Origin of the sequence: Candidatus Pelagibacter sp. RS39, assembly GCF_002101315.1 — a bacterium.
GTDB lineage: Bacteria > Pseudomonadota > Alphaproteobacteria > Pelagibacterales > Pelagibacteraceae > Pelagibacter.
Genome location: NZ_CP020777.1, coordinates 356,237 through 379,132, shown reverse-complemented (window position 1 = coordinate 379,132; position 22,896 = coordinate 356,237). Strand labels below are relative to the sequence as shown.

Here is a 22,896-nt window from a genome sequence, read left to right as displayed (position 1 = left end):
TTATTTTGTAAAGTGACAGTTAGCTTCAACCACTGTCCAGGAAGCTGAACCAAAAGGTCTATTGCCAATATTCAAATAGTGATGAACTATATCCCACTGATAACTATTAAGATCACTTTTATTTTGAGACCAATTTTTTAATCTTTGCACATTTTCATGATCAGGAAATCTTGAAGCATAAGCGTACAACCATCCCCAGTTGCTGCTCGACCTACCATCAAGATCTTGTCTTTTATAATTTTTAGCAGGTCCTGGGTGCTTCATGCTTTTTGCATACTTGAAAACGACTTCATTATTTTCAGTAAAATCTAAAAAAAATTTAACAATGTTATGATAATTTTTACCTTTATGTTCATAATTCCAAACATTGTAACCTTGATTTTCAGCAATTATAGCAATGACAGCTAAAGCATTCATGGCCCTTGCTTGATAAAACATTGCCCTTCCACCTCTTCTTGTTTCAATAGGCATGCTTCCATCTTTTCTTTGATATCTTATAGCTGCTTCAAAATTTTTAAATGCCGTTCTAAAAAACTTACTGTCGTTAAGCAAAATTCCTAATTGCATATGACTCATTGCAGATGATAGAGCATGATTATGGGCTCTTTTAGGGGTACCGTTTGCACCTGATCCGGTTTTATAATTAGAGTATTCGTACATTAAATGTTTATTTTTTCTGACAATCCTTTTAAACCAATCTTTGATTATTTTATCCTCAGTCTTTGGAATATCAATTACTTGTTTAGCAAATGAATATGCTGCCATCATTGGTGAAGCTATATAAAGATTCACAGTTAAAGTATCGTTCCAGTGTCTGCCTTCCCCATCAGAGGGTCCTGTTCTTTGAGCAGCATTAGCTTTTGCCCATTCTAAAATTACTCTTTTTACATTTTGACATGCTTCTACATTTCCACTGCCACAGGGAAAACTAAAATCTTCAAATTTGCTCTTTGCATGATCGAATCTATTATCAAGTCCGTATCCTGAAGGTGCCTCAACTTTCAATACTGGTAAAACATAGTTTTTATCTGGACTTACATATAAATCTTTTATGCATCCTTTTTTATCCTTTTGTATTGGAAAAATAATTTCTGGCTTAGTGATTGTTGCTTTTTTTTTTATTTCTTTAAAATCACTTTTTGATGTGTTTGTAACAATCAAAAATAAAAAAATCAAAAAAGTAATCTTTTTAAATATCATCCAGTATTTTTCATGGCTGCAGAAATACCCGCAATAGAAGTCAGCAAAGCGTCCTCTAAATATTTTCTATTTTTTTTATCTTTATTCTTTTTCAATTTATAAATAACTATTGGCTGAATGATATTTAAAACTTCAGAATAAATATTTCGTATCAATACTGAAGATCTAAATTCTTTTCTAATCTTAAGAATTTCTTTAGGTGTAATTTTTTTATTTAATGCTTTTATAGTATCAAATTGAAATCTTAATTTTTTTCCAACTCTTTTAAGTTTTTGATCAGCAAGAAACTCCTCGTAAATTTTTGAAATTTCAGGGTCAGCTTTTGAAATAACCATATCCAGCATATCAAGCATTGAATTAAAAAAAGGCCAATTTTTTTCCATATCATATAAAGTCTTTCTAAATTGTTTGATATAAGAGTATCTTAATGCTTCAGCACTTCCTAGCCAAGCTGGAAGCATTAATCTAATCTGTGTCCACGCAAACACCCAGGGAATAGCTCTTAAACTTTTTATATTATCAACATTTTTTCTTTTTGAAGGTCTTGAACCAATAGATAATTTACCAAGGGCTTTATGAGGAGTAACGGTTCTAAAATACTGAATAAAATCAGAGCTTTGATTTATATTTTTTCTATATGAGTTTTTTGAAATTTCCGACATTTTTTCAATTAGATCTCTCCAATTTTTTTTAGGAACCGGTGGTGGGTTTAATGTAGCCTCTGTAACAGCGCCAATGTAACTACATAAATTATAATTAGCCAAAGGCTCATAACCATACTTTTGTTGAATTACTTCGCCTTGATCAGTAATTCTGATATTTCCATTAACTGAATAGGGAGGTTGTGATCTCAAAGTAGCCTGTATTGGACCTCCTCCTCTACCTGCTGATCCGCCTCTGCCGTGAAAAAAAGTTATTTTAATCTTAAATTTTTTTGCCAATTTTATTATTTCTTCTTGAGCTTTATATTGATGCCAACTAGCACATATTTTTCCAGCATCCTTACTTGAATCTGAATATCCAATCATAACCTCTTGATCATGATTGATTAGTTTTCTGTACCATTTTTGAGAGAACAAAGTTTCCATGATAGATTTCGCATTAACAAGATCATCTAAAGTTTCAAATAAAGGAACTACTCTTAATTTATTTTTTATATTTGCCTCTTTTTGTAAGAAAGATACTGATAAAATATCTGAAGCAGATGTAGTCATTGATATTACATATGCACCTAAACACTCTGGTGGCTCTTTTGATAAAGTATTAAAAGTGGCCCAAACTTCCTTATTTTCTTTATTCTTAAATTGAAAATTTCCAATTTTATTAGATTTAGAAGTTATAAATTTCTTTAAAAAATTTAATTTTTCTTTCTCAGCAAAATTTGAATAATCTTTTTTAAGCTTCGTCTTTACAAACTCAGATATCAATTGTTTATGTCTTGAAGATTCTTGTCTAATATCTAGTCTTGCTAAATTAATCCCAAAACATTTTGCTCGTCTCATTAAATCTAACAAATCACCACTAGCAATATTCTCATTTTGATTTTGCTCTAAAGACTCTCTTACAACTCTTAAAGGTTTGAGAATTTCCTCACGAGAACTTAATAATTTTTTTTGATCTAATGGCTTATTATGCACCAGATGTTGCTCAATAGATCTATGTGTAATTCTCATTTTGTCTCTCAAAGGTCTTAAAAAGACTCTATAAGGCTCGAATGATTGACCAACTCTACTTAAGATTTTTTTTGAAGCCTTTTCCATAGAATAAGATCTTATTATTTTAGTGAGAGCTTTTTCATATAATTTAGCTGCTTCCCATCTAGAAAGAAGAATTACTTTTCTTGTGACTTCTGAAGTAACATTAGGATTACCATCTCGATCACCACCCATCCATGAACCAAATACAATAGGATTAAAATTTTTTGGTAAATTTTTACCCATATTTTTTACAAATATAGAGTTTAATTTTCTATAAACTTTTGGAACAGTATCCCATAGACTATCTTCAATAATAGCCAATCCCCATCTAGCCTCATCAAATGGTGATGGTTTAAATCTTTTAAGATCATCCGTATTCCAAATAATCGTCAACTCATCGTAAAGATTTTTATCAAGGATTTTTAATTTTGAGGGAAAATTTTTAAACAATTCTCGCTCCTCAAGTATCTCTATGATTTTGTGATATTTTTGAATTAAAGTTCTTCTTTTTACTTCTGTCGGATGAGCTGTTAAAACAATACCTATATTAAGATTTTTTGCTAAATCATAAATTTTATTATCTGAAATATTTTTTTTTCTGAACAGATCTTCAAATATTTCCTCTATAAATAAATTTTTTTTACCTAATTTTTTTTTATTATTTTCATTTTCATTTATACTTCTAGAGGCATCAACTAACTCAGCTAAATTCATAAAATTCATAAAATGTGAAAATGCTCGAGTTAATTTAAAAGTATTTTTGGGATCAAGCTTTTTTATAGCATTAATTACATTGGTATTTGATTTTTTAGAATTTGGATTTGCTTTATTTGCTTTTGATAATTTTCTGACTTTTTCAACTAAATCAAAAAACTTTTTTCCTTCTTGTGTTCTTATAACTTGCCCTAATATATTTCCTAAATATTTGACATCTTCTCTTAAAAGTTTTGTAGGGATTCTCTCATAATAAAGATCTTTTTTTTTCATTTAATATTCTCAATATCATTTATTTGGCTAAGACAATTTTTAAATTCTTCCATGTTTTCTCTTAATGCTAGATTTGAGATTGAATAAACGGCTATTAATAAAAAAATTAGGGGTATTGCAGTAATTATTGATGCATTACTTTTTATCATTAAGATATAGATAATTATAAATAAAGCAGATCGAATTAAAAAAGTTTTTCTAAACACGCTAATAATTGAGAGTGAATGTTTGATTAAATTAATAAAACTCATTTTTGATGGTCCAAAATATCTGTTGCCCCTAATAGATGGAATAGATATTAGATTATTTTCAATTTTTTTTAATGAGCCTGAAAAACTATTCCAAGTAGCTTTTTCATTAATCATTTTCTCAACAATTGATCTTGGTAAACAAGTATAATTTCCAAACTTAATTGACTTACTTGTAAATACTAAGGTAAGAAATTTATGAAATTGATAACAAGTCTTAAATATCATTTTTTCCGATCTTTTAACTCTTTCTCCTACAATAGGTTTATCTTGTGATTTTTTGATTTGTTCTAAAAAAAATTCAATCTCCTCAGGTCTATCTTCACCATCGCCATCCATCGGGATTACATAATCGAAATTATCTTTTTCAAAGATGTATCTTAAACCAGTTGCTATGCATCTTGCATGCCCTTGGTTTTTTTTCATATTAAAAATTTTTATAGAAGTTATGTTTTCTAGATTTTTTTCAAAGTCTGGACGATCATGATTTGAATAATCATTAAATATGTAAACTGAAATTTCAAATTCTTGGTTTAACGATAAATTATTTATTTCATCGATAAGTTTGTATACTGATTGCCAGTCATTAAATACTGGGGTTAAAATTATTATTTTCATAATATAATTTTATTTTAGTATCTTCCCAAACAAACATCTTCAATACAAATGAATTTTGAGGCATTTTTCAAAATTTCATCATTTGTAGATCCCTCCCAAACAGGTCGTGATTTTAAATGATACGATAAGTTTCCAGCTTTCCATTCATCTCCGATTACGAATTGAATATCTTCATTAAAATCCTTATTCCAAATTAATTGAGCTTTAAATGCAATCTCTTTTCCAGGATAGTCAGTTCTTTTATCTGTTTGAGAAATTGATACATAAGAATAAATAATAGGTGATAAAAAAAATAGAAACAAAAAACCCGATAAAAAAGAATTCGTTCTTTTTATATTTATTTGAGATTTCAAAACATAAATAAATAAAACTCCGAAATATAAATAAAAAGGGGTCATCCACATTGTTCTAATTTTAGAGCCCATTATTGCTGATGTAAGTAAAATTAAGAAAATTGGCACTAAGTTTATGACTAAAAGGAAAAGTAATTTTTTATCATTTATATTAAGCTTAAATTTAATTTTTTTGACTAACAACCAAATTAAAAAGAAAAACGGGAGAAGTATTCCTAATTGCTTAAGTAAAAATAATATTGGTTGTTCAAAATGATTTATTAAGCTTGGTTCTAAGCCAGTTCTTTTTAAGCCATAAAAAATTGTAATAAAATCATTCCCATATAGCCATACAAGATGAGGAACTAATAAAACTACAAACACCTCTAAAGTAATAAAATATTTGAAATCAAATTTTCTATCATTTTTAATAAATATTAAATATGCAAAAAGTAAAAAAATTGATGCTAATAGATAAACAAATAAGTACTTTGATAAAAACCCTATTGCTCCAAACAAACCAATACAAAAGCAATCGGATAACTTTATTTCTTTAGAGGAATAAATTTTCCATGAAAAATAAACCACTAAAGACCAAAATGGAAGCTGGCATACATTTACGTTAAACTCAGGTGTTGTAAAATTATAGAAATATATAGCTTCTAAAATTAAAACAGAAAAAAGACTCAATAATTTGTTTTGTAAAATTTCGTTTGCAAATTTAAAAACAACATAGAAAGAAATCACCACAAATAATGAGCTTAAAAAATAGTATGCCCAATCTTGAGCACCAAAAATCTGAAAAAAAACTTCTGGAAAGAATGCACTCCCAGGCGGATGTTTATTAAAACCCCAGTCTAGATTACTGCCCCATGCTAATGCTTCGATTACATCTAGGGGTAAATTTTTATTGGTTATTGTTGGAACAACTGTCCAAATTAATAAATGTGATAGAGCAAAAATAAAAAATATATTATTTATATTTCTATTTGAACTGATCATAACTTAATAATTACAATAATTAACGTTGCTTGACACGCATATTTTGCTGAATATACTCCCTCGAATTCAATTTGAAAATATGGCTAAAACCAGCAAAGTAAAAAAAAAAGTTGTAAAAGCAAAGAATAAAACTGTCAGTAAATCAAAAGTTAAGTTAGCAGTTAAATCAAAAGTAGCTAAAACTAAAGATACGATTAAAGGTCCAATTAAAATTTCTAAAACTTATATTCCAAAAGATACTGAAAAATATATGTGTGAAAAACACAAAGTATTTTTTAGAATGAAGCTTCAAGAATGGAGAAAGGATTTAGTAAGAGCAAACAATGAAGCTCTTTATAACGGTAGTATGGACGATAATAGCATTTCGGCAGATATTGTAGATCAGGCAAGTTCATACACTGATAAAAATGTTGAGATGAAAGCTATTAATAGGCAAATTAAACTAATTTCAGAAATAGATAAAGCGCTAGCAAGAATTAGGGAAGATACTTATGGATACTGTTTAGATACAGCAGAACCAATTGGGTTAAAAAGGCTTATGGCAAGACCGGTCGCGAAGTATACAATTGCTGCTCAAGAGAAACATGAGAAAGATGAAAAAGTACACGCAGATGACTAAAAGAAAGAAAAAAACTAAAAAAGTTCATAATCCAGTAACTTATTATTTTACTAAAAAGTACATATATTATTATTATGGTTTGTTTTGGATAATTTTATTAGTTATTGTATTTAGTTAATGGATACAAAAATAATTTTAATAATTATCATTGTTCTCGCCATAGAGATATCAGGTCATGGTATTTTTGCCTCTTTATTTAGATTGCTTAGCTCAATGAACTAATATGGTTTGGGTGGAACCTCATTTTCATCCATAAACGCAAATCCCTTTTTCACACCTTCTCTATCTGAAATTTCCTCGTACCATCTAGTAAGATTTTTATAATTTTTAAGACCAATATCATGCCATTCATGTCTTGCTATCCAGGGAAATGTACCAATATCTGCAATTGTATAGTTTTTACCTGATAAGTATTTTGATTTAGATAATCTCTCGTCTAACTCTTTGTATATTCGTTTAGAAATTTTAAAATATCTGTCTTCTCCGAATTTGCTTTTTCCTGGATTATAATGATGGAATTGATGGTGTTGTCCCAACATTGGACCAACATAACCCATTTGAGCCATAAGCCACTGATTAATTTCCAATCTTTCTTCAGAATTATAAAATTTCCCGCTCAATTCAGCTAAATAAATTAAGATTGCCCCAGATTCAAAAATTGTTTTTTTATTTTCTTGGTCAATAATTACTGGAATTTTACTTAAAGGACTTATTTTTTTGAACTCATCTTTAAATTGTTCACCGTTATTAATATCAACTTTGATTACTTTGTAGTCAAATCCAATTTCCTCAAGCATAATACTAATTTTTTTACCATTAGGAGTATTAGCTGAGTAAAGATCTATCACTCTTTTTTTCCAAGTCTTTTCAATAAGTTTGTTGAGGTTGTTGTGAATTCAAATCTATATTTTTCATCAGGTCTTGCTAATTTGAAACATGCTCTTGCTGCTAAGGCTCCTTCATGGAAACCTGACAGGATTAGTTTTAATTTACCAGGATAATTACAGATATCACCTACAGCATAAATGCCTTTTTGATTAGTTTCAAATTTTTCAGTATCTACCTCTATAGTTTTTTTATTCAGATTAAGGCCCCAATTAGCAATTGGTCCTAGTTGCATAATAAGACCAAAAAAACCTAAAACATATTCAGTCTTCAAGTTTTTTATTTCATCATTATCATGTTTTATATCAATGCTTTCTAGTGTTTGTTCTCCATGGACGTTGGCCATTTGATATTTAGTAAAAAGATTAATTTTACCATCTTTTACTAATGCGTGCATTTTATCAACAGTAGCTTGTGCACCTCTAAATTCATCTCGTCTGTGTATCAAGTTAACATTAGACTCTTTTGATAATTCTATAGCCCAATCTAATGCGCTATCTCCACCTCCAAAAATTGAAACTGTTTTTCCTTTGAAAATGTTTTTATCTTTTACCGAATAAAACAATGATTTATTTTCAAATTTTTCACAATCTTTTGGTGAAAATTTTCGAGGTTCAAATGAACCAACACCACCTGCAATAATTACATTTGGTGTCAAAAAAGAATTACCTCCACTAGTTTTTACTAACCAGTTATTTTCCTCTTTTTTTACTTCTTCAACTCTTTCACTTAAATGAAATTTGATATCAAAAGGTTTTAACTGATTTAATAAATTATTAGTAAGTTCTTCTCCTGTACATTCGGGTACAGCGGGTATATCATAAATTGGCTTATCAGGATAAAGTTCGATGCATTGACCTCCAATTTTATCTAAATTATCAACTATCTCACAATCTAATCCGATTAATTTTAATTGATGAGCAGTAAAAAGTCCTGTTGGACCTGCTCCAATAATTAATGCATCAGTTGTTTTCATTCAAGCTTGTTTGGATGGTATGTTTACTTCAAGTCCATCTAGTTCATCTGAAACAATTATTTGGCAACTAAGTCTACTATTAGTTTTTGGTTCAAATGCCATATCTAACATATCATCTTCTCCATCTTCTTTTTTTGGAATTTTATTAAACCAATCTTCTTTGACATAAACATGGCAGGTTGCACACGCCATTCCACCACCACAATCCGCATCAATGCCCGGTATATCATTTTGAACTGCCCCCTCCATCACAGTCAAGCCGTTTTGGACCTCAACTGTATGAGTTTGATTATCAGAAGTTATGTATGTTATTTTTGCCATTCAATTGAATATAGGGATCAAAAAAAATAGGGCAAGTATGTAAAAACATACCCGCCCTAAAATTATTTTAATTACTTAGTAATTATCTACTTCTTGCGCCAGCTCCAGAACTCATTGCAGCAGCCCAGATTACTAGACCGAATGCAATTTTGTTAATGAAGTCAGCTAAGTTGTAAACAACGTTTAGTGAGTTAGCATCTACACCACCTGTTAGGTAACCAAATACATAACCTAATGGATAAATAGCCCAACCTACAGTTACAATCATTCTCATTGCACCGAACGCAGTTACAAGAGCTTTGTTACCGCTTTTAGCAGCAGCTCTTCCAGCTTCACCAGAGAATATTTCATATAGAATGTAAATCCATCCAGCCATACCGATTACAAAACCAAGTGTAGCATTGATGTATCCAGCTTCTCCTAAGTATCCTCCGATTAACATTACTAATGAACCGATTAACAATCTCCAGAACATTCCAGAATTTGCTTTTCTTACTGCTACTAGAATTAAGTAGAATTCTACCATCTGTAATGGCACAGTAATTAACCAGTCAATATATCTGTATACTGTTGGTGAGTCACCTGTAGCAACCCATACTTCTCTCATGTACATATAGTGAATGAAAGCAATACCAGTTACAAGACCTGCAACAGTTACTGATGTTTTCCACGCAGGGTTAACAGTACCTCTCTCCATGAAGAAGAAAGCTGTAGCCGCTAACATACCCATTGAAATTATCCAAAAAGATATTCCAACAAAGTCATCCTGAGCTAACATCGTTGCGTCTGCTGCATTAGCAACACCTGCATAACCCACTAGGGCTAACGCTGCTAGAGCAAACAGTTTAAGTTTTTTCATAAAAAACTCCCTCTTTAGTTAGTTTTTACTTTAGTTTATATAAACTAAGCTTGAGCTTCCCCAAGCAAAAGTTGTGGTTAAATACCAAATAAAAACACTTAATAGAAGACATAATTGTCATTAATTTACATTGATTTTACTCGTTTTTTAAAATTAAATACAATTTGTGATTTAAAAACCACAATAAATTAACTAACGAATCAACTTTAATTATGTCAGATAAATTCAAGGAAATTTATAGAAAATCAATTGAAGATCCAGAAAATTTCTGGAGAAAAGCAGCTGACGATGTCTTTTGGTTTAAAAAACCATCAAAAATTTTAAACAAATCAAACCCCCCTTTTTACAAATGGTTTGAAGATGGAGTTACAAATACTTGCTACAATGCATTAGATATTCATATTGATAACGGCCAAGGTCAAAAAACTGCTCTAATCTATGATAGTCCCATCACGGGTAATAAAAGTAAGCTTACATATGAGCAATTAAGATCAAAAGTTTCTAAATTTGCGGGAGCATTAACAAATCAAGGTGTCAAAAAGGGTGACAGAGTAATAATTTATATGCCAATGATCCCTGAAGCAGTCATTGCAATGCTTGCTTGTGGAAGAATTGGAGCAATTCACTCTGTTGTTTTTGGTGGATTTGCATCAAATGAACTTGCAAGCAGAATAGATGACAGCAAAGCTAAAATTCTTGTAACAGCCTCGTGTGGTTTTGAGCCAGGTAGAACGGTTGAATACAAGCCATTGGTAGATGAAGCTATAAAACTGGCAAATCATAAAATAAGTAAGATGATTTTATTTCAAAGAAAAGGTCATGAGGCTAAGTTAAATTCACCAAATGAAATCAGTTGGGATGAAGCATTAGCCGATGCAAAAGATACGGATTGTGTTGAAATGAATTCTAATGAGTTTGCTTATATACTTTACACCTCAGGTACAACAGGAACTCCTAAGGGTATTGTAAGAGACATTGGGGGTCATATAGTGGCTCTGAAATGGACAATGAAAAATATCTACAACATTGATGAGGAGGATATTTGGTGGTCAGCAAGTGATATAGGTTGGATTGTAGGTCACTCATACATAGTCTATGCCCCATTATTTAAAGGGTGCACAACAGTTTTGTTTGAAGGAAAACCTGTAGGTACACCTGATGCAGGAGCTTTCTGGAAAATCATATCTGATTACAAAGTAAAATCTTTATTTACAGCTCCAACTGCATTTAGAGCGATTAAAAAAGAAGATCCTGAGGGAAAGTTCTTCTCTAAGTATGATTTGAGTAGTTTTGAAAGTTTATTTCTTGCTGGTGAAAGAGCAGATCCGGATACAATCAAATGGGCAGAAAATTTACTAAAAGTTCCAGTGATAGACCATTGGTGGCAAACTGAAACAAGTTGGGCAATAAGTTCAAATTGTACAGGAATTGAAATGATGAAAACCAAATATGGTTCAGCTTGTAAAGCAGTTCCAGGTTATGATGTAAAAATTATTAAATCAGATCAAACTTTAGCTAAACCAAATGAAATGGGAGACATCGTTGTAAAATTACCTTTGCCCCCTGGTACGTTTCCCACTCTATGGAACGCAGATCAAAGATACAAAGAAAATTATATGTCAAACTACGATGGTTACTATCAAACTTATGATGCAGGTCATATTGATGAAGATGGCTATATCTGGATCATGTCTAGGACTGACGACATCATAAACGTTGCTGGCCATAGATTATCAACTGGGGCAATTGAAGAAGTTTTGTCTGAGCATCAGTCAGTAGCTGAATGCGCAGTCCTTGGAATTGCTGATAAATTAAAAGGGCAATTACCAATTGGATTAATAGTTTTAAAAGCTGGAGTTGATAAAGATAACGAAACTATTTCAAAGGAATGTATTAAAATGGTCAGAGATAAAATTGGTCCTGTAGCTGCATTTAAAGTTGCGATAGTTATTAAAAGACTTCCTAAAACAAGATCTGGAAAAATCTTGAGAGGAACAATTAGAAAAATTGCTGATAATGTTGAGTATAAAATGCCTCCAACAATTGATGATCCTGCAATTCTTGATGAGATTAAACAAGACTTAATTGATAACAAAATACTAAATAATGGTTAAAACATATTCTTTTCTACTTATTGCTATATTTTGTGAGGTAGCAGGTACAATGTTATTGCCAGTTTCACAAAATTTTACCAAAATTATTCCAACAATTTGCTTAACAATATTTTATCTAGTGTCATTCTATTTGATGACATTTGTTATGGATAAACTCCCAATAGCAATTGTTTATGCTACTTGGAGCGGGCTAGGTGTATTTACAATAGCATTACTTGGATATTTCTTTTTTAAACAAACTTTAGCTTGGCAAGCTATTGCGGGTCTGTTTCTTATTGTTGTTGGTGTGATATTGGTTAATAGTTTTACTGTAAAAATTAATTAAATTTTAAAGGTGTGCCCTCAGGGTCACCTAAAATCTTTCCATCCTTCATCTTTATCTTACCAGAGATTATTGTCGCTACAGGTGTTCCTTTAAATTCAACATCATTAAAAGGTGACCATCCACACTTACTTTCTATGTTCTCATTTTTAATAGTTATTTTCTTTTTCATATCTACGATAGTAAAATCAGCATCATATCCCTCTTTAATATATCCTTTGTTCTGTATCCCAAATATTTTAATTGGATTTTCGCATACCAAATTTATTAGTTGAGTAAGTGATAATTTTCCATGATTAACGTGATCTAACATTACTGGCATAAGTGTTTGGACACCTGGCATGCCTGATGGAGAATTAGGATACTCTTTATCTTTATTTACTTTTAGATGAGGTGCATGATCTGAGCCAATTGTATCATTTAAATTATTTCTTACTGCATACCACAATCGATCATAGTGAGACTTGTCTCTTATTGGTGGATTCATCTGTGCGTAGGTTCCAAGTTTATCATAACAATCAGGTGCATAAATTGTTAAATGTTGTGGCGTAATTTCAAAAGTAATATTACCTTTGTGTTGAGATAAAAAATCTACCTCTTGTTTAGTGGTAATATGTAGTACATGCGCTTTCTTATTATATTTTTTTGCAAGTCTAACTATTCTTCTAGTCGAAGAAATTGCACACTCCTCACTTCTCCAAATAGGATGAGAATGCACATCACCATTTTTAATCAATTTTTTATTTTTGTTTAAGATTTCTTCATCTTCTGAGTGAACCGCTACTACCTTAGAACTATTTTGAAAAACTTTATCAATATCTTCCTCGAGTGCTACTAAAAGATTACCTGTTGAGGAACCTACAAACAATTTGATACCACAACAGCCCTCTAAATTTTTTAACTCAGCGAGTTGACTAACGTTACCTGCTGTAGCACCGAAATAGAAAGCATAATTGCAGTACATTCTGTTTTTTGCAAGATCCAATTTTCTTTGAAATTCTTTTAAGTTTGAGGTTGGAGGGTTGGTGTTCGGCATTTCAAATACTGCTGTAATTCCTCCAGCTACTGCTGCTCTACTTCCAGAGTGAAGGTCTTCTGTATCTGTTGAACCTGGTTCTCTAAAATGCGTCTGAGTATCTATACAGCCAGGTAAGGTAATTTTATTTTTAGCATCATAGACTTCTTTTGCCTCTTCTGATATTTGACCAATTTTTAATATTTTACCATCTTTAACGGCAATATCATTATCCTCTAGTTTTCCATTGATATAACATTGCCCATTTTTGATTATTAGATCTAACATTTATGAAAAAAGTTATTATATTAAATTTTACGAGCAATCAAATATGAATAATAGCGTTTATATATTAAAAGATAGAGCCATACTTTATGTAAATGGCCAGGATGCTAGAGACTTCTTGCAAAATTTAATTAGCAATGACATTAATAAAGTTACAGATAGTTCAAGTTGTTTTGCTTCATTATTAACCCCTCAAGGCAAGTTTCTTTATGAATTTATTGTTGTAAAGCATAAGTCAGGTTTTTTTATAGATTGTGAAAAGTCTCAATCTGAGGAAATATTGAATCAGTTAAATTTATATAAAATAAGATCAAAAGTAGAAATCCTTAATCTTAGCAATGAATTTGTTGTTGCAAGTTTTGGTTATGAAAAATATTTATCAATAGATGACTCAAAAGATATTCTTGGTTTTACTATGAGATATAGAGAAGATCCAATAGTTCTAGATCCAAGAAATAAAAATTTGGGTGCTAGATTAATTATTAATTTAGAAAAACTTTATTTGTCTCTAAAAAAACTTGAATTAAAAGACGATAAAATTGAGAACTATTATCATCAAAGTCATAAACTTGGGATTGTTCCAAAGAATTTAAATAAACTAAAAAATAAATTATTCGGTATTGAATGTAATTTTGAAGAACTAAATGGTATTGATTTTAAAAAAGGGTGTTACGTAGGACAAGAAAATACTGCTAGAATTAAACTTAAAAATAAACTTTCTAAGAGGTTATTGCCGGTTGAGATAATTGATGGAAAGCTTGATGAAGATGAAACGGTATATTGTAATGAGATTGAAATTGGAAAAATTTTGATAAATGAGGAGTATCCATTTGCTTTGATAAAATTTTCAAATGAAAACTTTAATAAAGATCTTACTTTAAAAAGTAAAAATGGATCATTTAAAATATTTATACCTGAATGGCTAAAGATTTAATTTTTGGTGCGGCCAGAGAGACTCGAACTCTCATGGACCAGGTCCACACGGCCCTCAACCGTGCCTGTCTACCAATTTCAGCATGGCCGCAAATATGACCCACATTAAATCAATGACAAGTAGGTTTCAAATTGATAAATTTTATTTATGGAATTTAATCAAGAAGTAAAATTGGCAACTGATCCAATTTATAAGAAGATTTCAAAGGTTATGCCTGAGATTGAGTGGGCAGTTCATGCCCCTTATATTCATAAAATTAATAAATTAAAAAAAGAGAAGAATGCAGTAATACTTGCCCATAACTATCAAACTCCAGAAATTTATCACGGTATTGCGGATTTTTCTGCAGACTCTTTAGCTCTTGCCGTTGAAGCATCAAAAACCTCGGCAGATATAATTGTTATGGCTGGAGTTCACTTCATGGCTGAAACTGCAAAATTAATGAGTCCAAATAAAAAAGTTTTATTACCAGACATGAAAGCGGGTTGTTCATTATCCTCTTCAATTACGGGTAAAGACGTAAGGTTGTTAAAAGAAAAGTATCCAGGAGTTCCTGTTGTCTCATACGTAAATACATCTGCTGATGTAAAAGCAGAAACAGATGTGTGTTGTACATCAGCTAATGCAGTTAAAATTGTAAAATCCTTAGGTGTGAAAAAAGTTATTTTTTTACCTGACGACTATTTAGCTAAATACGTTGCTTCACAAACCGACGTTGAAATTATCTCATGGAAAGGAATTTGTATTGTTCATGATCAATTCAATGAAAACGAGATTAAAAATATAAGGAAAAATAATCCTGGGATTAAAATAATTGCACACCCAGAATGTCCTCCAGAAGTGATTAGAGCAAGTGATTTTGCAGGATCAACATCAGGAATGATTAATTATGTTAAAGATAATCAGCCAAAAAAAGTAATGATGGTAACTGAATGTTCTATGAGTGATAACATTCAAGTGGAAAATCCGAACGTAGAATTTATAAGGCCATGTAATATGTGTCCGCATATGAAGAAAATTACTTTGCCTAAAATTTTAGACTGTTTAGAAAATGAAACAGGTGAAATTATCATGGACCAAGAGACGATTGAGAAAGCTAGATTGTCAGTAGAAAAAATGGTTGCTATCGGTAGATAACACTTCGTGTCGAAAATTAAATTAAGTGAAACTTTTATTAAAGATAGAGTAAAACTTGCTCTTACCGAAGATTTATATCCTTATGGAGACATAACATCTAACCTTATAAATAATAATAAAATTATTGAGGCGAAAATAATTTCTAATCAAAAAGCAGTGGTTGCAGGTTTGTTATTTGTAAAACAATCCTTTAAGCAAGTTGACAAAAAAATTAAGTTTATATTAAAAAAAAAAGATGGGTCCACAGTCAAAAAAAATTCTGTAATAGCAGTAATAAAAGGTAAAGCTAATTCTATAATGATTGCAGAAAGGGTTGCATTAAATTTTTTATCCCATATTTCAGGAATAGCTACAAAAACAAATCAATTTGTTAAACTAGCTGGAAAAAAGTGTAAAATTTGCTGCACCAGAAAGACTTTACCGAATTATAGAGTTATTCAAAAATACGCAGTTAAATTAGGAGGTGGTACAAATCATAGATTTAATTTAAGTGATGAATTTTTGATAAAAGATAATCATATCGCTAGTTCTGATTTAAAAGAATTAGTTTCATTAGCAATAAAAAACAAAAAAGGAAAAAAAATTACAGTTGAAGTGGATAATTTAAAGCAACTGAAGAAGATTATTGGTCTTAAATTTAATACTATTTTGTTTGATAATATGAGTATTAAAAATCTTAGAGCAGGTGTAAAACTAGTTAAAAAATATTATGAAACAGAAGCTTCAGGGAATATAAATCTTCAAACTGTAAAATCTGTTGCAATGACCGGGGTAGATAGAATTTCAATTGGGAGCATTACTCATAGTGCCCCAGCAATAGATTTCAAACTAGAAATCTAGATTATTTGATTTTTTTAATTTTTATTTTTGGTAAGCTCAGCCTGCGCCGCTGCTAATCTAGCTATAGGAACTCTGTAAGGTGAGCAGGAAACATAATTAAGCCCAGCTTTTGAACAAAATTTAATACTCTTTGGATCACCACCATGTTCACCACATATACCTAATTTAATCTTTTTATTTTGTTTTTTTCCTTTAGAAACCGCTATTTCGACTAAATCTTTCACTCCGTCATCAATGGATACAAACGGATCAATAGTAAAAATCTTATTATCTATATAATCATTTAAAAATTTACCACTATCATCTCTACTTATTCCAAAAGTTGTTTGTGTTAAATCATTAGTGCCAAAACTAAAGAATTCAGCATGTTTCGCAATATCATCAGCCTTAATTGCTGCTCTAGGTAACTCAATCATTGTGCCCACAAGAAATTCAATTTTTGTTTTATTTTCTTTTTGAACTTTTCTTGCAGTATTGATTACTAAATCTTTCATTATTTTAATCTCGGCTTCAGTTGAAACTAAAGGAATCATTATCTCGGGAAAAGCAAATTTTTGTTTGTTTTTTTTTAAGTCTGCAAGAGCCTCGAATATCGCTCTACATTGCATCTCATAAATTTCAGGAAATGAAATGCCAAGTCTACAACCTCTATGTCCTAACATTGGATTTTGTTCATGAAGTTCTTCTATCCTGCTTTCAATATCTTTTTTGTCTGATCCAACAACATTAGCTACTTCAGAAATTTCTTTATCAGATTTCGGTAAAAATTCATGTAATGGTGGATCTAATAATCTTACAGTAACTGGAAGACCATGCATAATCTTAAATATCTCCATAAAATCTTTTTTTTGATGCGGTAGAATCTTTTTTAAAGCATTAGATCTATCATCTAACGTTTTTGATAAAATCATTTCTCGCACTGATAAAATTCTTTCCTCATCAAAAAACATATGTTCGGTCCTACAAAGTCCAATTCCCTCCGCACCAAAATCTCTGGCTGTTTGAGTGTCTAGAGGAGTCTCAGAGTTAGTTCGTACTTTAAGTTTTCTAATTTTATCAGCCCAGCTCATTAATTTTGAAAAATCTCCTGATATCTCAGGTTTTATAGTTGGAACTGTACCTAAAATTATTCTTCCCGTAGAGCCGTCAATAGTAATTGTTTCACCCTCTTTGATCTCAGTCGAAGATGTTTTAAAGACTTTTTTATCGTAATTAATTTCAATTTCACTTGAACCAGAAACACAAGGTCTTCCCATTCCCCTAGCTACAACTGCAGCATGACTAGTCATACCTCCTCTTGAAGTTAAAATTCCCTTCGCAGCATGCATTCCTTGAATATCTTCTGGAGAAGTTTCAACTCTAACTAAAATTGTATCTTGCATCATTTCATTTAATCTTTCAGCCTCCTCAGAGCTGAAAACTACTTTTCCACTTACTGCACCAGGAGACGCTGGAAGACCGTTTGCTATAACTTTGATTGAACTTCTCTCATCTAAAGTAGGATGCAAAAGCGTATCTAAAGAGTTGGGATCAACTCTTAAAACAGCATCATTTTTATTGATTAACTTTTCTCTAACCATATCAACTGCAATTTTTACTGCAGATTTTGATGTTCTTTTTCCAGATCGAGTTTGTAATATCCAAAGTTTATTACTTTCAACAGTAAACTCCACATCTTGCATATCCTTATAATGTTTCTCTAGTTTTTTTAAAATTTTATATAATTTGTGATATACTTCTGGCATCGACTCTTCCATAGATGCATCAACAACTTTTGCCTCTTTTCTTGCCTTCTTTGTGATGTACTGTGGAGTTCTTGTTCCAGCTACAACATCTTCTCCCTGAGCATTAATCAAATATTCTCCATAAATATCATTTGACCCATCTGAAGGGTTTCTAGTGAAGACAACTCCTGTTGCACAATCATTACCCATATTTCCAAAAACCATAGATTGAACATTAACAGCTGTTCCCCACTCAGAAGGAATTTGATTCAACTTTCTGTAAACTTTCGCTCTTTTGCTTTCCCAAGATAAAAATACAGCACTTATTGCTCCGAATAATTGATGATAAACATCTTGAGGAAAATCTTTACTAGTCTTTTCTTTAACTACATTCTTAAAATCATTTATTAAACCATCCCAATCCTCTTCATCAAGATCCGTATCAAGCAATACACCTTTTGTTAACTTATAATTTTCTATCAATTCCTCAAAATTGTAACTTTCAACACCCATGACTACATTTCCGTACATCTGGATGAATCTTCTATAGCTATCTTTCGCAAATCTTCCGTTAGAAGTTTTATTAGCTAAAGCAACCACTGTTTTGTCATTAAGCCCTAAATTCAAGATTGTGTCCATCATACCTGGCATTGAAACTCTTGCTCCAGATCGAACTGATAAAAGAAGAGGATTTTTTAAATCTCCAAATTTTTTTGATACATCTTTTTCTATTTTTTTAATTTCTTTTTTTATTTGGTTGGTTAATTTGGAATTTAATTTTTTTTTGTCCTTGTAAAAAATTTCACAAACTTTCGTTGAAATAGTAAAACCAGGAGGTACGGGCAAGCCCATTCTCCCCATTTCAGACAAATTTGCTCCTTTACCACCTAATAAGTTTTTTGGATTTTTTATTTTTTTTGAGTCTTTAGACTTAAAATTAAAAATCAGGTTATTCATTATTAGCTTTTAAAAATTGAAAATTTATATAATTTTGAAACGTTTTACATAACATATTAATAAGTTCCAAACGGTTTTTTCTTAAAGTTTCGTTATCTTCATTAACTTTTACGTTATCAAAAAATTCAAAAACTTCTTTTTTACTTTCAGCTAAAATTGATAGAGATTTTTCACAGTTTTCATCATTATTTAAGGTAGAATAATATTTTTTGATATCATTTATCTTTTTATATAAGTTTTTTTCAAATTCACTTTTAAAAATACCAGGATCAGTTGTGTCATTTATTTCAATTTCATTATTTTTCATCTCATGTTCTAAAATATTAGAAGCTCTTTTATAACTTGAATTTATGTCCATACCAATTTGACTCCTAATTACCTTGTTGAGACATTTTGCTTTTTCAAAAGACGAAAATAAATTATTTAACGAAAATGATGATAAAGTGGCTTCGATTATATCATAACGTATTTCTTTTTCTTTAAGATAGTATCTAAATCTATCTTTTAAGAAATTATATAATTCTTTTTGTAAATCTTTATTATCAAGATTGTATCCTTGGTCATCGTAAAGGCGTGAAGAGTAATTCATAAGATCATTTATTTTTAAATTCTTTTTATTTTCTATAGTGGTTCTTATTATACCTAGAGCAATTCTTCTTAATGCTAATGGATCTTTTGAACTTGTAGGTTTCTCGTTTATACCAAAAAAGCCCACTAAGGTATCAATCTTGTCTGTAATCGATAATGCAACACTAAATGGTTTTTTTGGGACCATTGAATTGAGACCGATTGGTAAATATTGTTCTGAAATAGCTAGAGAAATATCTTTATCAAATCCTTGATGTTCAGAAAAATATCCTCCCATAAGTCCTTGAAGTTCAGGAAATTCACCAACAAGATCAGAGGTAAGATCGGTCTTACAGATTGATGCAGACAATTCTACTTTTTCTTTACTAATTAATAACTCATCTGAAATCATTCCACCAATTTTTCTCATTCGCTGAACTTTGTCAAAATAAGATCCAAGACCCTTAAAAAAATTCATTGATTTTAATTCTGATACCTTTTTAACTAAATTTTGAGTTTTATCTTTATTCCAAAAAAATTCTGCATCACTTAATCTTGCATCAACTACTCTTTCATTACCTATTTTAATGAGACCTTTTTTATCTTTTTTATTTGTTACAATTAAAAATTCATTTGTAATTTCATTTTTGTCATTAAATGTTGGAAAATATTTCTGGTGAGACTCCATTGTTAGGGTCAAAATCTCTTTTGGAACCGATAAAAATTTTTTATCAAATTTGCACAATAAAACATTTGGGCTATCTACTAAATTTACAACCTCATCTATCAACTTGGGATTTTCATTAATTTTTAACCCTTTTTTCCCTAATATCTTTAAAAAAGATTTATTGATTATTTTTAATCTTTTATTTTGATTAATGATCACTCCATTATCTTCAAAAAATTTTTCATATTTCTTAAAATTTTCAAAAGATCTTTTTTTTTCTTCAAAATCTTTATCTAAAAAAGTCAAATTAGAGGAAGTTAAATGATGAAATTTAAAGCTTACAATTTTTTTATCAAATATTGATAAAATTGATTTTAATGGTCTTCCCCAATTTAAATCAAATTCACCCCATTTCATTGATTTTTTCCATTGATAGTTACTCAAAATTTTTGGAATGAATTCAGTGAGTAAATCATATGTCTTTAATGAGGTTGCTACAGTTTTGTAAAAATAAAATTCATCCTTTTCGGTTTTTTTTTTAAATAAATCCTTTTTGTTAATTTTGTTTGATCTCAAAAAACCCTCCAACGCTTGTTCAGGAGCGCTAGTTTTAGGGCCTTTAATCTCTTTAGATTTAATCTTAATTTGTTTATCTAGGCCTTCAAAAACTAAAACTAATCTATTTGGAGTTGAAAAAGAAAAATTTTTTTTTGATCTAATTGATTTTTCCTCGAATAAATTTTTAAAATCTTCAAAAATTTTTTCTCTTAAATTTTTTTGAAGCCCAGCAGGAATTTCTTCACTAAATAGCTCTAAAAAAAATTCTGACATTCTATGTTTGCGACTGTACCCAAATTGTAGCAGCTTGTTTTGTAATTTCTCTTATTCGACCAATATATTCTGCTCTTTGCGCAACACTAATTGCTCCGCGAGCATCTAATACGTTAAATATATGACTTGCTTTCAAACATTGATCGTATGCAGGTAAAGATATATTTTTTTCAACTAATGATTTTGCTTCACTCTCATGCATATCAAATATTTTAAATAAGTTTTCTGTATTAGCATGCTCAAAGTTATAAGCTGAAAATTCTTTTTCTGATTGATGAAAAACTTCCCTGTAATCAATACCTTCATCATTCCAAACTAAATCATAAACGTTTTTTTTCTGCTGGGTAAACATACAAATTCTTTCAAGGCCGTAGGTTATCTCCACTGACACTGGTTTACATTGAAAACCTGCCATTTGTTGAAAATATGTAAATTGAGATATTTCCATGCCATCACACCAAACTTCCCACCCAAGACCTGCAGCACCTAGAGTTGGGCTTTCCCAATCATCTTCAACAAATCTAATATCGTGCTCTTTATGATTAATTCCTATTACCGACAAACTATTTAAATAAAGTTTTTTAATATTAATTGGAGAGGGTTTTATTATAACTTGAAATTGATAATAATGCTGAAGTCTATTTGGATTATCTCCATATCTTCCATCTGTAGGTCTTCGTGAAGGTTGAACATACGCTGCTTTCCATGGCTTAGGTCCAAGAGATCTTAGAGTGGTAGCTGGATGAAATGTTCCAGCTCCAACTTCCATATCATAAGGTTGTAAAATTACACATCCATTTTTACTCCAAAATTTTTGAAGATTTATAATTGTATCTTGGAAAGTTTGAAATTTTGGTTTTTTTTTAATTTTTTTAGAGGCCATATTTTTGCCAAACTGATTTTTCCTCTAATATGTTTGCTAATTGATCGACATGATCATTTGAAGACGACAATTTTTTACTAAGCCAGCTTTTTGATTTTTCAAATTTTTTAATAACAACATCTTCTCCAAATTTTTCTCTTAATATCTGATTTGCATTTCCTATATCATCTATCAAACCAAGATCTTTGGCTTTTCTACCTGACCAAAATTCACCTGAAAATAATTCTACTTCAGATTTTTTAAGTTTTGATGACCTGCTTTTTTCGACCACCTCTATGAAATCTTTATGTAGATCTAATTGTATTTTTTTTAATCTTTCGATGTCTTCCTTTTTTTCATCTTGAAATGGGTCTAATGTACTTTTATTTTTCCCAGCAGTATGCACTCTTCTCTCAACACCTATCTTTTTTATCAATTCTGTAAAACCAAAAGAAGAGTAGATTACTCCTATTGAGCCTATTATTGAACTTGAGTTCGCATAAATTTCATCTCCAGCACAAGCTATTAGATATCCGCCTGAAGCTGCTACATCTTCGGCAAAAACAATTACTTTTTTTTTATTTTTTTTTGCCTGTTGTCTAATTAAGCTGTAAATTAAATGTGATTGAACAGGAGAACCTCCAGGAGAGTTTATTGTTATAGCAACACATGGTGCTTTTTTTAGAGAAAATGCTTTTGTAATAATGTCTTCTTGGCCAGAAAAATCTATACCTTGTTTAAATTTCCCCACATTCCCAATAACTCCACTTAGCTTAATATGTGGAATAATTTTTTTCTTTTTAAAAAAAGAGAGCATTATTAATATTTATAGAATTTTTTTATGAATATAAAGACACCTTATAATTGAAGATTCAGGTGCGTCAATTGATAAGTATA

General features: G+C 30.5%; 18 protein-coding genes, 1 tRNA gene and 1 pseudogene. 6 read left to right on the top strand and 14 right to left on the bottom strand.

Annotated features, from left to right (window positions below; translation table 11 throughout):
- Genes B5L73_RS02040 through B5L73_RS02025 form a run of 4 tightly spaced genes read right to left on the bottom strand, consistent with a single transcriptional unit; the run spans position 1 to position 6,084 of the window.
- Positions 1–1,200 (bottom strand): alginate lyase family protein, encoded by a 1,200-nt coding sequence (locus tag B5L73_RS02040; protein WP_085147291.1) that lies wholly within the window; start codon positions 1,198–1,200, stop codon positions 1–3.
- The gene (ppc, locus tag B5L73_RS02035; protein WP_085147289.1) at positions 1,197–3,884 is read right to left on the bottom strand and encodes a phosphoenolpyruvate carboxylase; all 2,688 of its coding nucleotides are present in this window, start codon (positions 3,882–3,884) and stop codon (positions 1,197–1,199) included. The genes B5L73_RS02040 and ppc overlap by 4 nt, the downstream gene beginning before the upstream one ends.
- A complete protein-coding gene (locus B5L73_RS02030) occupies positions 3,881–4,750 on the bottom strand; it encodes a glycosyltransferase family 2 protein (protein ID WP_232309676.1) in 870 nt (289 codons plus the stop codon). Before B5L73_RS02030 ends, ppc begins: the two co-directional genes overlap by 4 nt.
- Positions 4,751–4,764: 14 nt before the next feature.
- On the bottom strand, positions 4,765–6,084 hold the full coding sequence (locus B5L73_RS02025; RefSeq protein ID WP_085147285.1) for a glycosyltransferase family 39 protein: 1,320 nt from the start codon (positions 6,082–6,084) through the stop codon (positions 4,765–4,767).
- A 79-nt stretch (positions 6,085–6,163) separates the two neighbouring features.
- On the opposite strand from B5L73_RS02025, the gene B5L73_RS02020 reads away from it, so the two are divergent.
- Complete coding sequence (locus tag B5L73_RS02020; RefSeq protein WP_085147283.1) at positions 6,164–6,703, top strand: TraR/DksA family transcriptional regulator; 540 nt, start codon at positions 6,164–6,166, stop codon at positions 6,701–6,703.
- A 218-nt stretch (positions 6,704–6,921) separates the two neighbouring features.
- Here the strand turns inward: B5L73_RS02020 and B5L73_RS02015 are convergent, their stop codons facing one another.
- From B5L73_RS02015 to B5L73_RS02000, 4 genes are all read right to left on the bottom strand, one after another.
- Entirely contained in the window at positions 6,922–7,551 is a 630-nt protein-coding gene (locus B5L73_RS02015; RefSeq protein WP_085147281.1) for a glutathione S-transferase family protein, read from the bottom strand.
- Positions 7,548–8,564 carry an NAD(P)/FAD-dependent oxidoreductase gene (locus B5L73_RS02010; protein ID WP_085147279.1) on the bottom strand — a complete coding sequence of 339 codons (1,017 nt, stop codon included), beginning with the start codon at positions 8,562–8,564 and terminating at the stop codon, positions 7,548–7,550. The genes B5L73_RS02015 and B5L73_RS02010 overlap by 4 nt, the downstream gene beginning before the upstream one ends.
- Entirely contained in the window at positions 8,565–8,885 is a 321-nt protein-coding gene (locus B5L73_RS02005) for a 2Fe-2S iron-sulfur cluster-binding protein (protein WP_085147277.1), read from the bottom strand.
- A gap of 82 nt (positions 8,886–8,967) precedes the next feature.
- Positions 8,968–9,744 carry a bacteriorhodopsin-like gene (locus B5L73_RS02000; RefSeq protein WP_085147276.1) on the bottom strand — a complete coding sequence of 259 codons (777 nt, stop codon included), beginning with the start codon at positions 9,742–9,744 and terminating at the stop codon, positions 8,968–8,970.
- 203 nt (positions 9,745–9,947) lie between these two features.
- Here B5L73_RS02000 and B5L73_RS01995 point away from each other — a divergent pair.
- Both B5L73_RS01995 and B5L73_RS01990 read left to right on the top strand, forming a co-directional pair.
- A pseudogene (locus B5L73_RS01995) lies at positions 9,948–11,858 on the top strand (propionyl-CoA synthetase); the annotation flags it as partial.
- A complete protein-coding gene (locus tag B5L73_RS01990; protein WP_085147268.1) occupies positions 11,851–12,183 on the top strand; it encodes a DMT family transporter in 333 nt (110 codons plus the stop codon). The pseudogene B5L73_RS01995 and the gene B5L73_RS01990, both read left to right, overlap by 8 nt.
- On the opposite strand, the gene B5L73_RS01985 is transcribed toward B5L73_RS01990, so the two are convergent.
- Entirely contained in the window at positions 12,176–13,483 is a 1,308-nt protein-coding gene (locus B5L73_RS01985; protein WP_085147266.1) for a dihydroorotase, read from the bottom strand. The two genes, B5L73_RS01990 and B5L73_RS01985, sit on opposite strands and share 8 nt — an antisense overlap.
- Before the next feature lie 43 nt (positions 13,484–13,526).
- On the opposite strand from B5L73_RS01985, the gene ygfZ reads away from it, so the two are divergent.
- Positions 13,527–14,414, top strand: a complete 888-nt coding sequence (ygfZ, locus tag B5L73_RS01980) for a CAF17-like 4Fe-4S cluster assembly/insertion protein YgfZ (RefSeq protein ID WP_085147264.1) — start codon at positions 13,527–13,529, stop codon at positions 14,412–14,414.
- A 4-nt stretch (positions 14,415–14,418) separates the two neighbouring features.
- On the opposite strand, the gene B5L73_RS01975 is transcribed toward ygfZ, so the two are convergent.
- Positions 14,419–14,504, bottom strand: a tRNA-Leu gene (locus tag B5L73_RS01975).
- A gap of 57 nt (positions 14,505–14,561) precedes the next feature.
- Between B5L73_RS01975 and nadA the strand changes: the two genes are divergently transcribed.
- Complete coding sequence (gene nadA, locus B5L73_RS01970; RefSeq protein ID WP_085147262.1) at positions 14,562–15,551, top strand: quinolinate synthase NadA; 990 nt, start codon at positions 14,562–14,564, stop codon at positions 15,549–15,551.
- Between the two features lie 6 nt (positions 15,552–15,557).
- Positions 15,558–16,391, top strand: coding sequence for a carboxylating nicotinate-nucleotide diphosphorylase (nadC, locus tag B5L73_RS01965; RefSeq protein WP_085147260.1), 834 nt, complete (start codon positions 15,558–15,560; stop codon positions 16,389–16,391).
- 14 nt (positions 16,392–16,405) lie between these two features.
- On the opposite strand, the gene ppdK is transcribed toward nadC, so the two are convergent.
- From ppdK to B5L73_RS01945, 4 genes are read right to left on the bottom strand one after another with little or no spacing between them, the layout of a single operon-like run.
- Positions 16,406–19,072, bottom strand: a complete 2,667-nt coding sequence (ppdK, locus tag B5L73_RS01960) for a pyruvate, phosphate dikinase (RefSeq protein WP_085147258.1) — start codon at positions 19,070–19,072, stop codon at positions 16,406–16,408.
- On the bottom strand, positions 19,065–21,137 hold the full coding sequence (gene glyS, locus B5L73_RS01955) for a glycine--tRNA ligase subunit beta (protein WP_085147256.1): 2,073 nt from the start codon (positions 21,135–21,137) through the stop codon (positions 19,065–19,067). Before glyS ends, ppdK begins: the two co-directional genes overlap by 8 nt.
- A gap of 1 nt (position 21,138) precedes the next feature.
- Positions 21,139–22,020: a glycine--tRNA ligase subunit alpha gene (locus B5L73_RS01950; RefSeq protein ID WP_085147254.1), complete on the bottom strand. Its 882-nt coding sequence runs from the start codon at positions 22,018–22,020 to the stop codon at positions 21,139–21,141.
- Positions 22,010–22,816 (bottom strand): S49 family peptidase, encoded by an 807-nt coding sequence (locus tag B5L73_RS01945; RefSeq protein WP_085147252.1) that lies wholly within the window; start codon positions 22,814–22,816, stop codon positions 22,010–22,012. The genes B5L73_RS01950 and B5L73_RS01945 overlap by 11 nt, the downstream gene beginning before the upstream one ends.
- Positions 22,817–22,896 lie beyond the last annotated feature (80 nt).

Excerpts from the sequence above, each read along its gene's own strand:
- B5L73_RS02040 (WP_085147291.1), bottom strand. The coding sequence starts at position 1,200 with ATGATATTTAAAAAGATTACTTTTTTGATTTTTTTATTTTTGATTGTT.
- ppc (WP_085147289.1), bottom strand. The coding sequence starts at position 3,884 with ATGAAAAAAAAAGATCTTTATTATGAGAGAATCCCTACAAAACTTTTA.
- B5L73_RS02030 (WP_232309676.1), bottom strand. The coding sequence starts at position 4,750 with ATGAAAATAATAATTTTAACCCCAGTATTTAATGACTGGCAATCAGTA.
- B5L73_RS02025 (WP_085147285.1), bottom strand. The coding sequence starts at position 6,084 with ATGATCAGTTCAAATAGAAATATAAATAATATATTTTTTATTTTTGCT.
- B5L73_RS02020 (WP_085147283.1), top strand. The coding sequence starts at position 6,164 with ATGGCTAAAACCAGCAAAGTAAAAAAAAAAGTTGTAAAAGCAAAGAAT.
- B5L73_RS02010 (WP_085147279.1), bottom strand. The coding sequence starts at position 8,564 with ATGAAAACAACTGATGCATTAATTATTGGAGCAGGTCCAACAGGACTT.
- B5L73_RS02005 (WP_085147277.1), bottom strand. The coding sequence starts at position 8,885 with ATGGCAAAAATAACATACATAACTTCTGATAATCAAACTCATACAGTT.
- B5L73_RS02000 (WP_085147276.1), bottom strand. The coding sequence starts at position 9,744 with ATGAAAAAACTTAAACTGTTTGCTCTAGCAGCGTTAGCCCTAGTGGGT.
- B5L73_RS01990 (WP_085147268.1), top strand. The coding sequence starts at position 11,851 with ATGGTTAAAACATATTCTTTTCTACTTATTGCTATATTTTGTGAGGTA.
- B5L73_RS01985 (WP_085147266.1), bottom strand. The coding sequence starts at position 13,483 with ATGTTAGATCTAATAATCAAAAATGGGCAATGTTATATCAATGGAAAA.
- ygfZ (WP_085147264.1), top strand. The coding sequence starts at position 13,527 with ATGAATAATAGCGTTTATATATTAAAAGATAGAGCCATACTTTATGTA.
- nadA (WP_085147262.1), top strand. The coding sequence starts at position 14,562 with ATGGAATTTAATCAAGAAGTAAAATTGGCAACTGATCCAATTTATAAG.
- ppdK (WP_085147258.1), bottom strand. The coding sequence starts at position 19,072 with ATGAATAACCTGATTTTTAATTTTAAGTCTAAAGACTCAAAAAAAATA.
- glyS (WP_085147256.1), bottom strand. The coding sequence starts at position 21,137 with ATGTCAGAATTTTTTTTAGAGCTATTTAGTGAAGAAATTCCTGCTGGG.
- B5L73_RS01950 (WP_085147254.1), bottom strand. The coding sequence starts at position 22,020 with ATGGCCTCTAAAAAAATTAAAAAAAAACCAAAATTTCAAACTTTCCAA.
- B5L73_RS01945 (WP_085147252.1), bottom strand. The coding sequence starts at position 22,816 with ATGCTCTCTTTTTTTAAAAAGAAAAAAATTATTCCACATATTAAGCTA.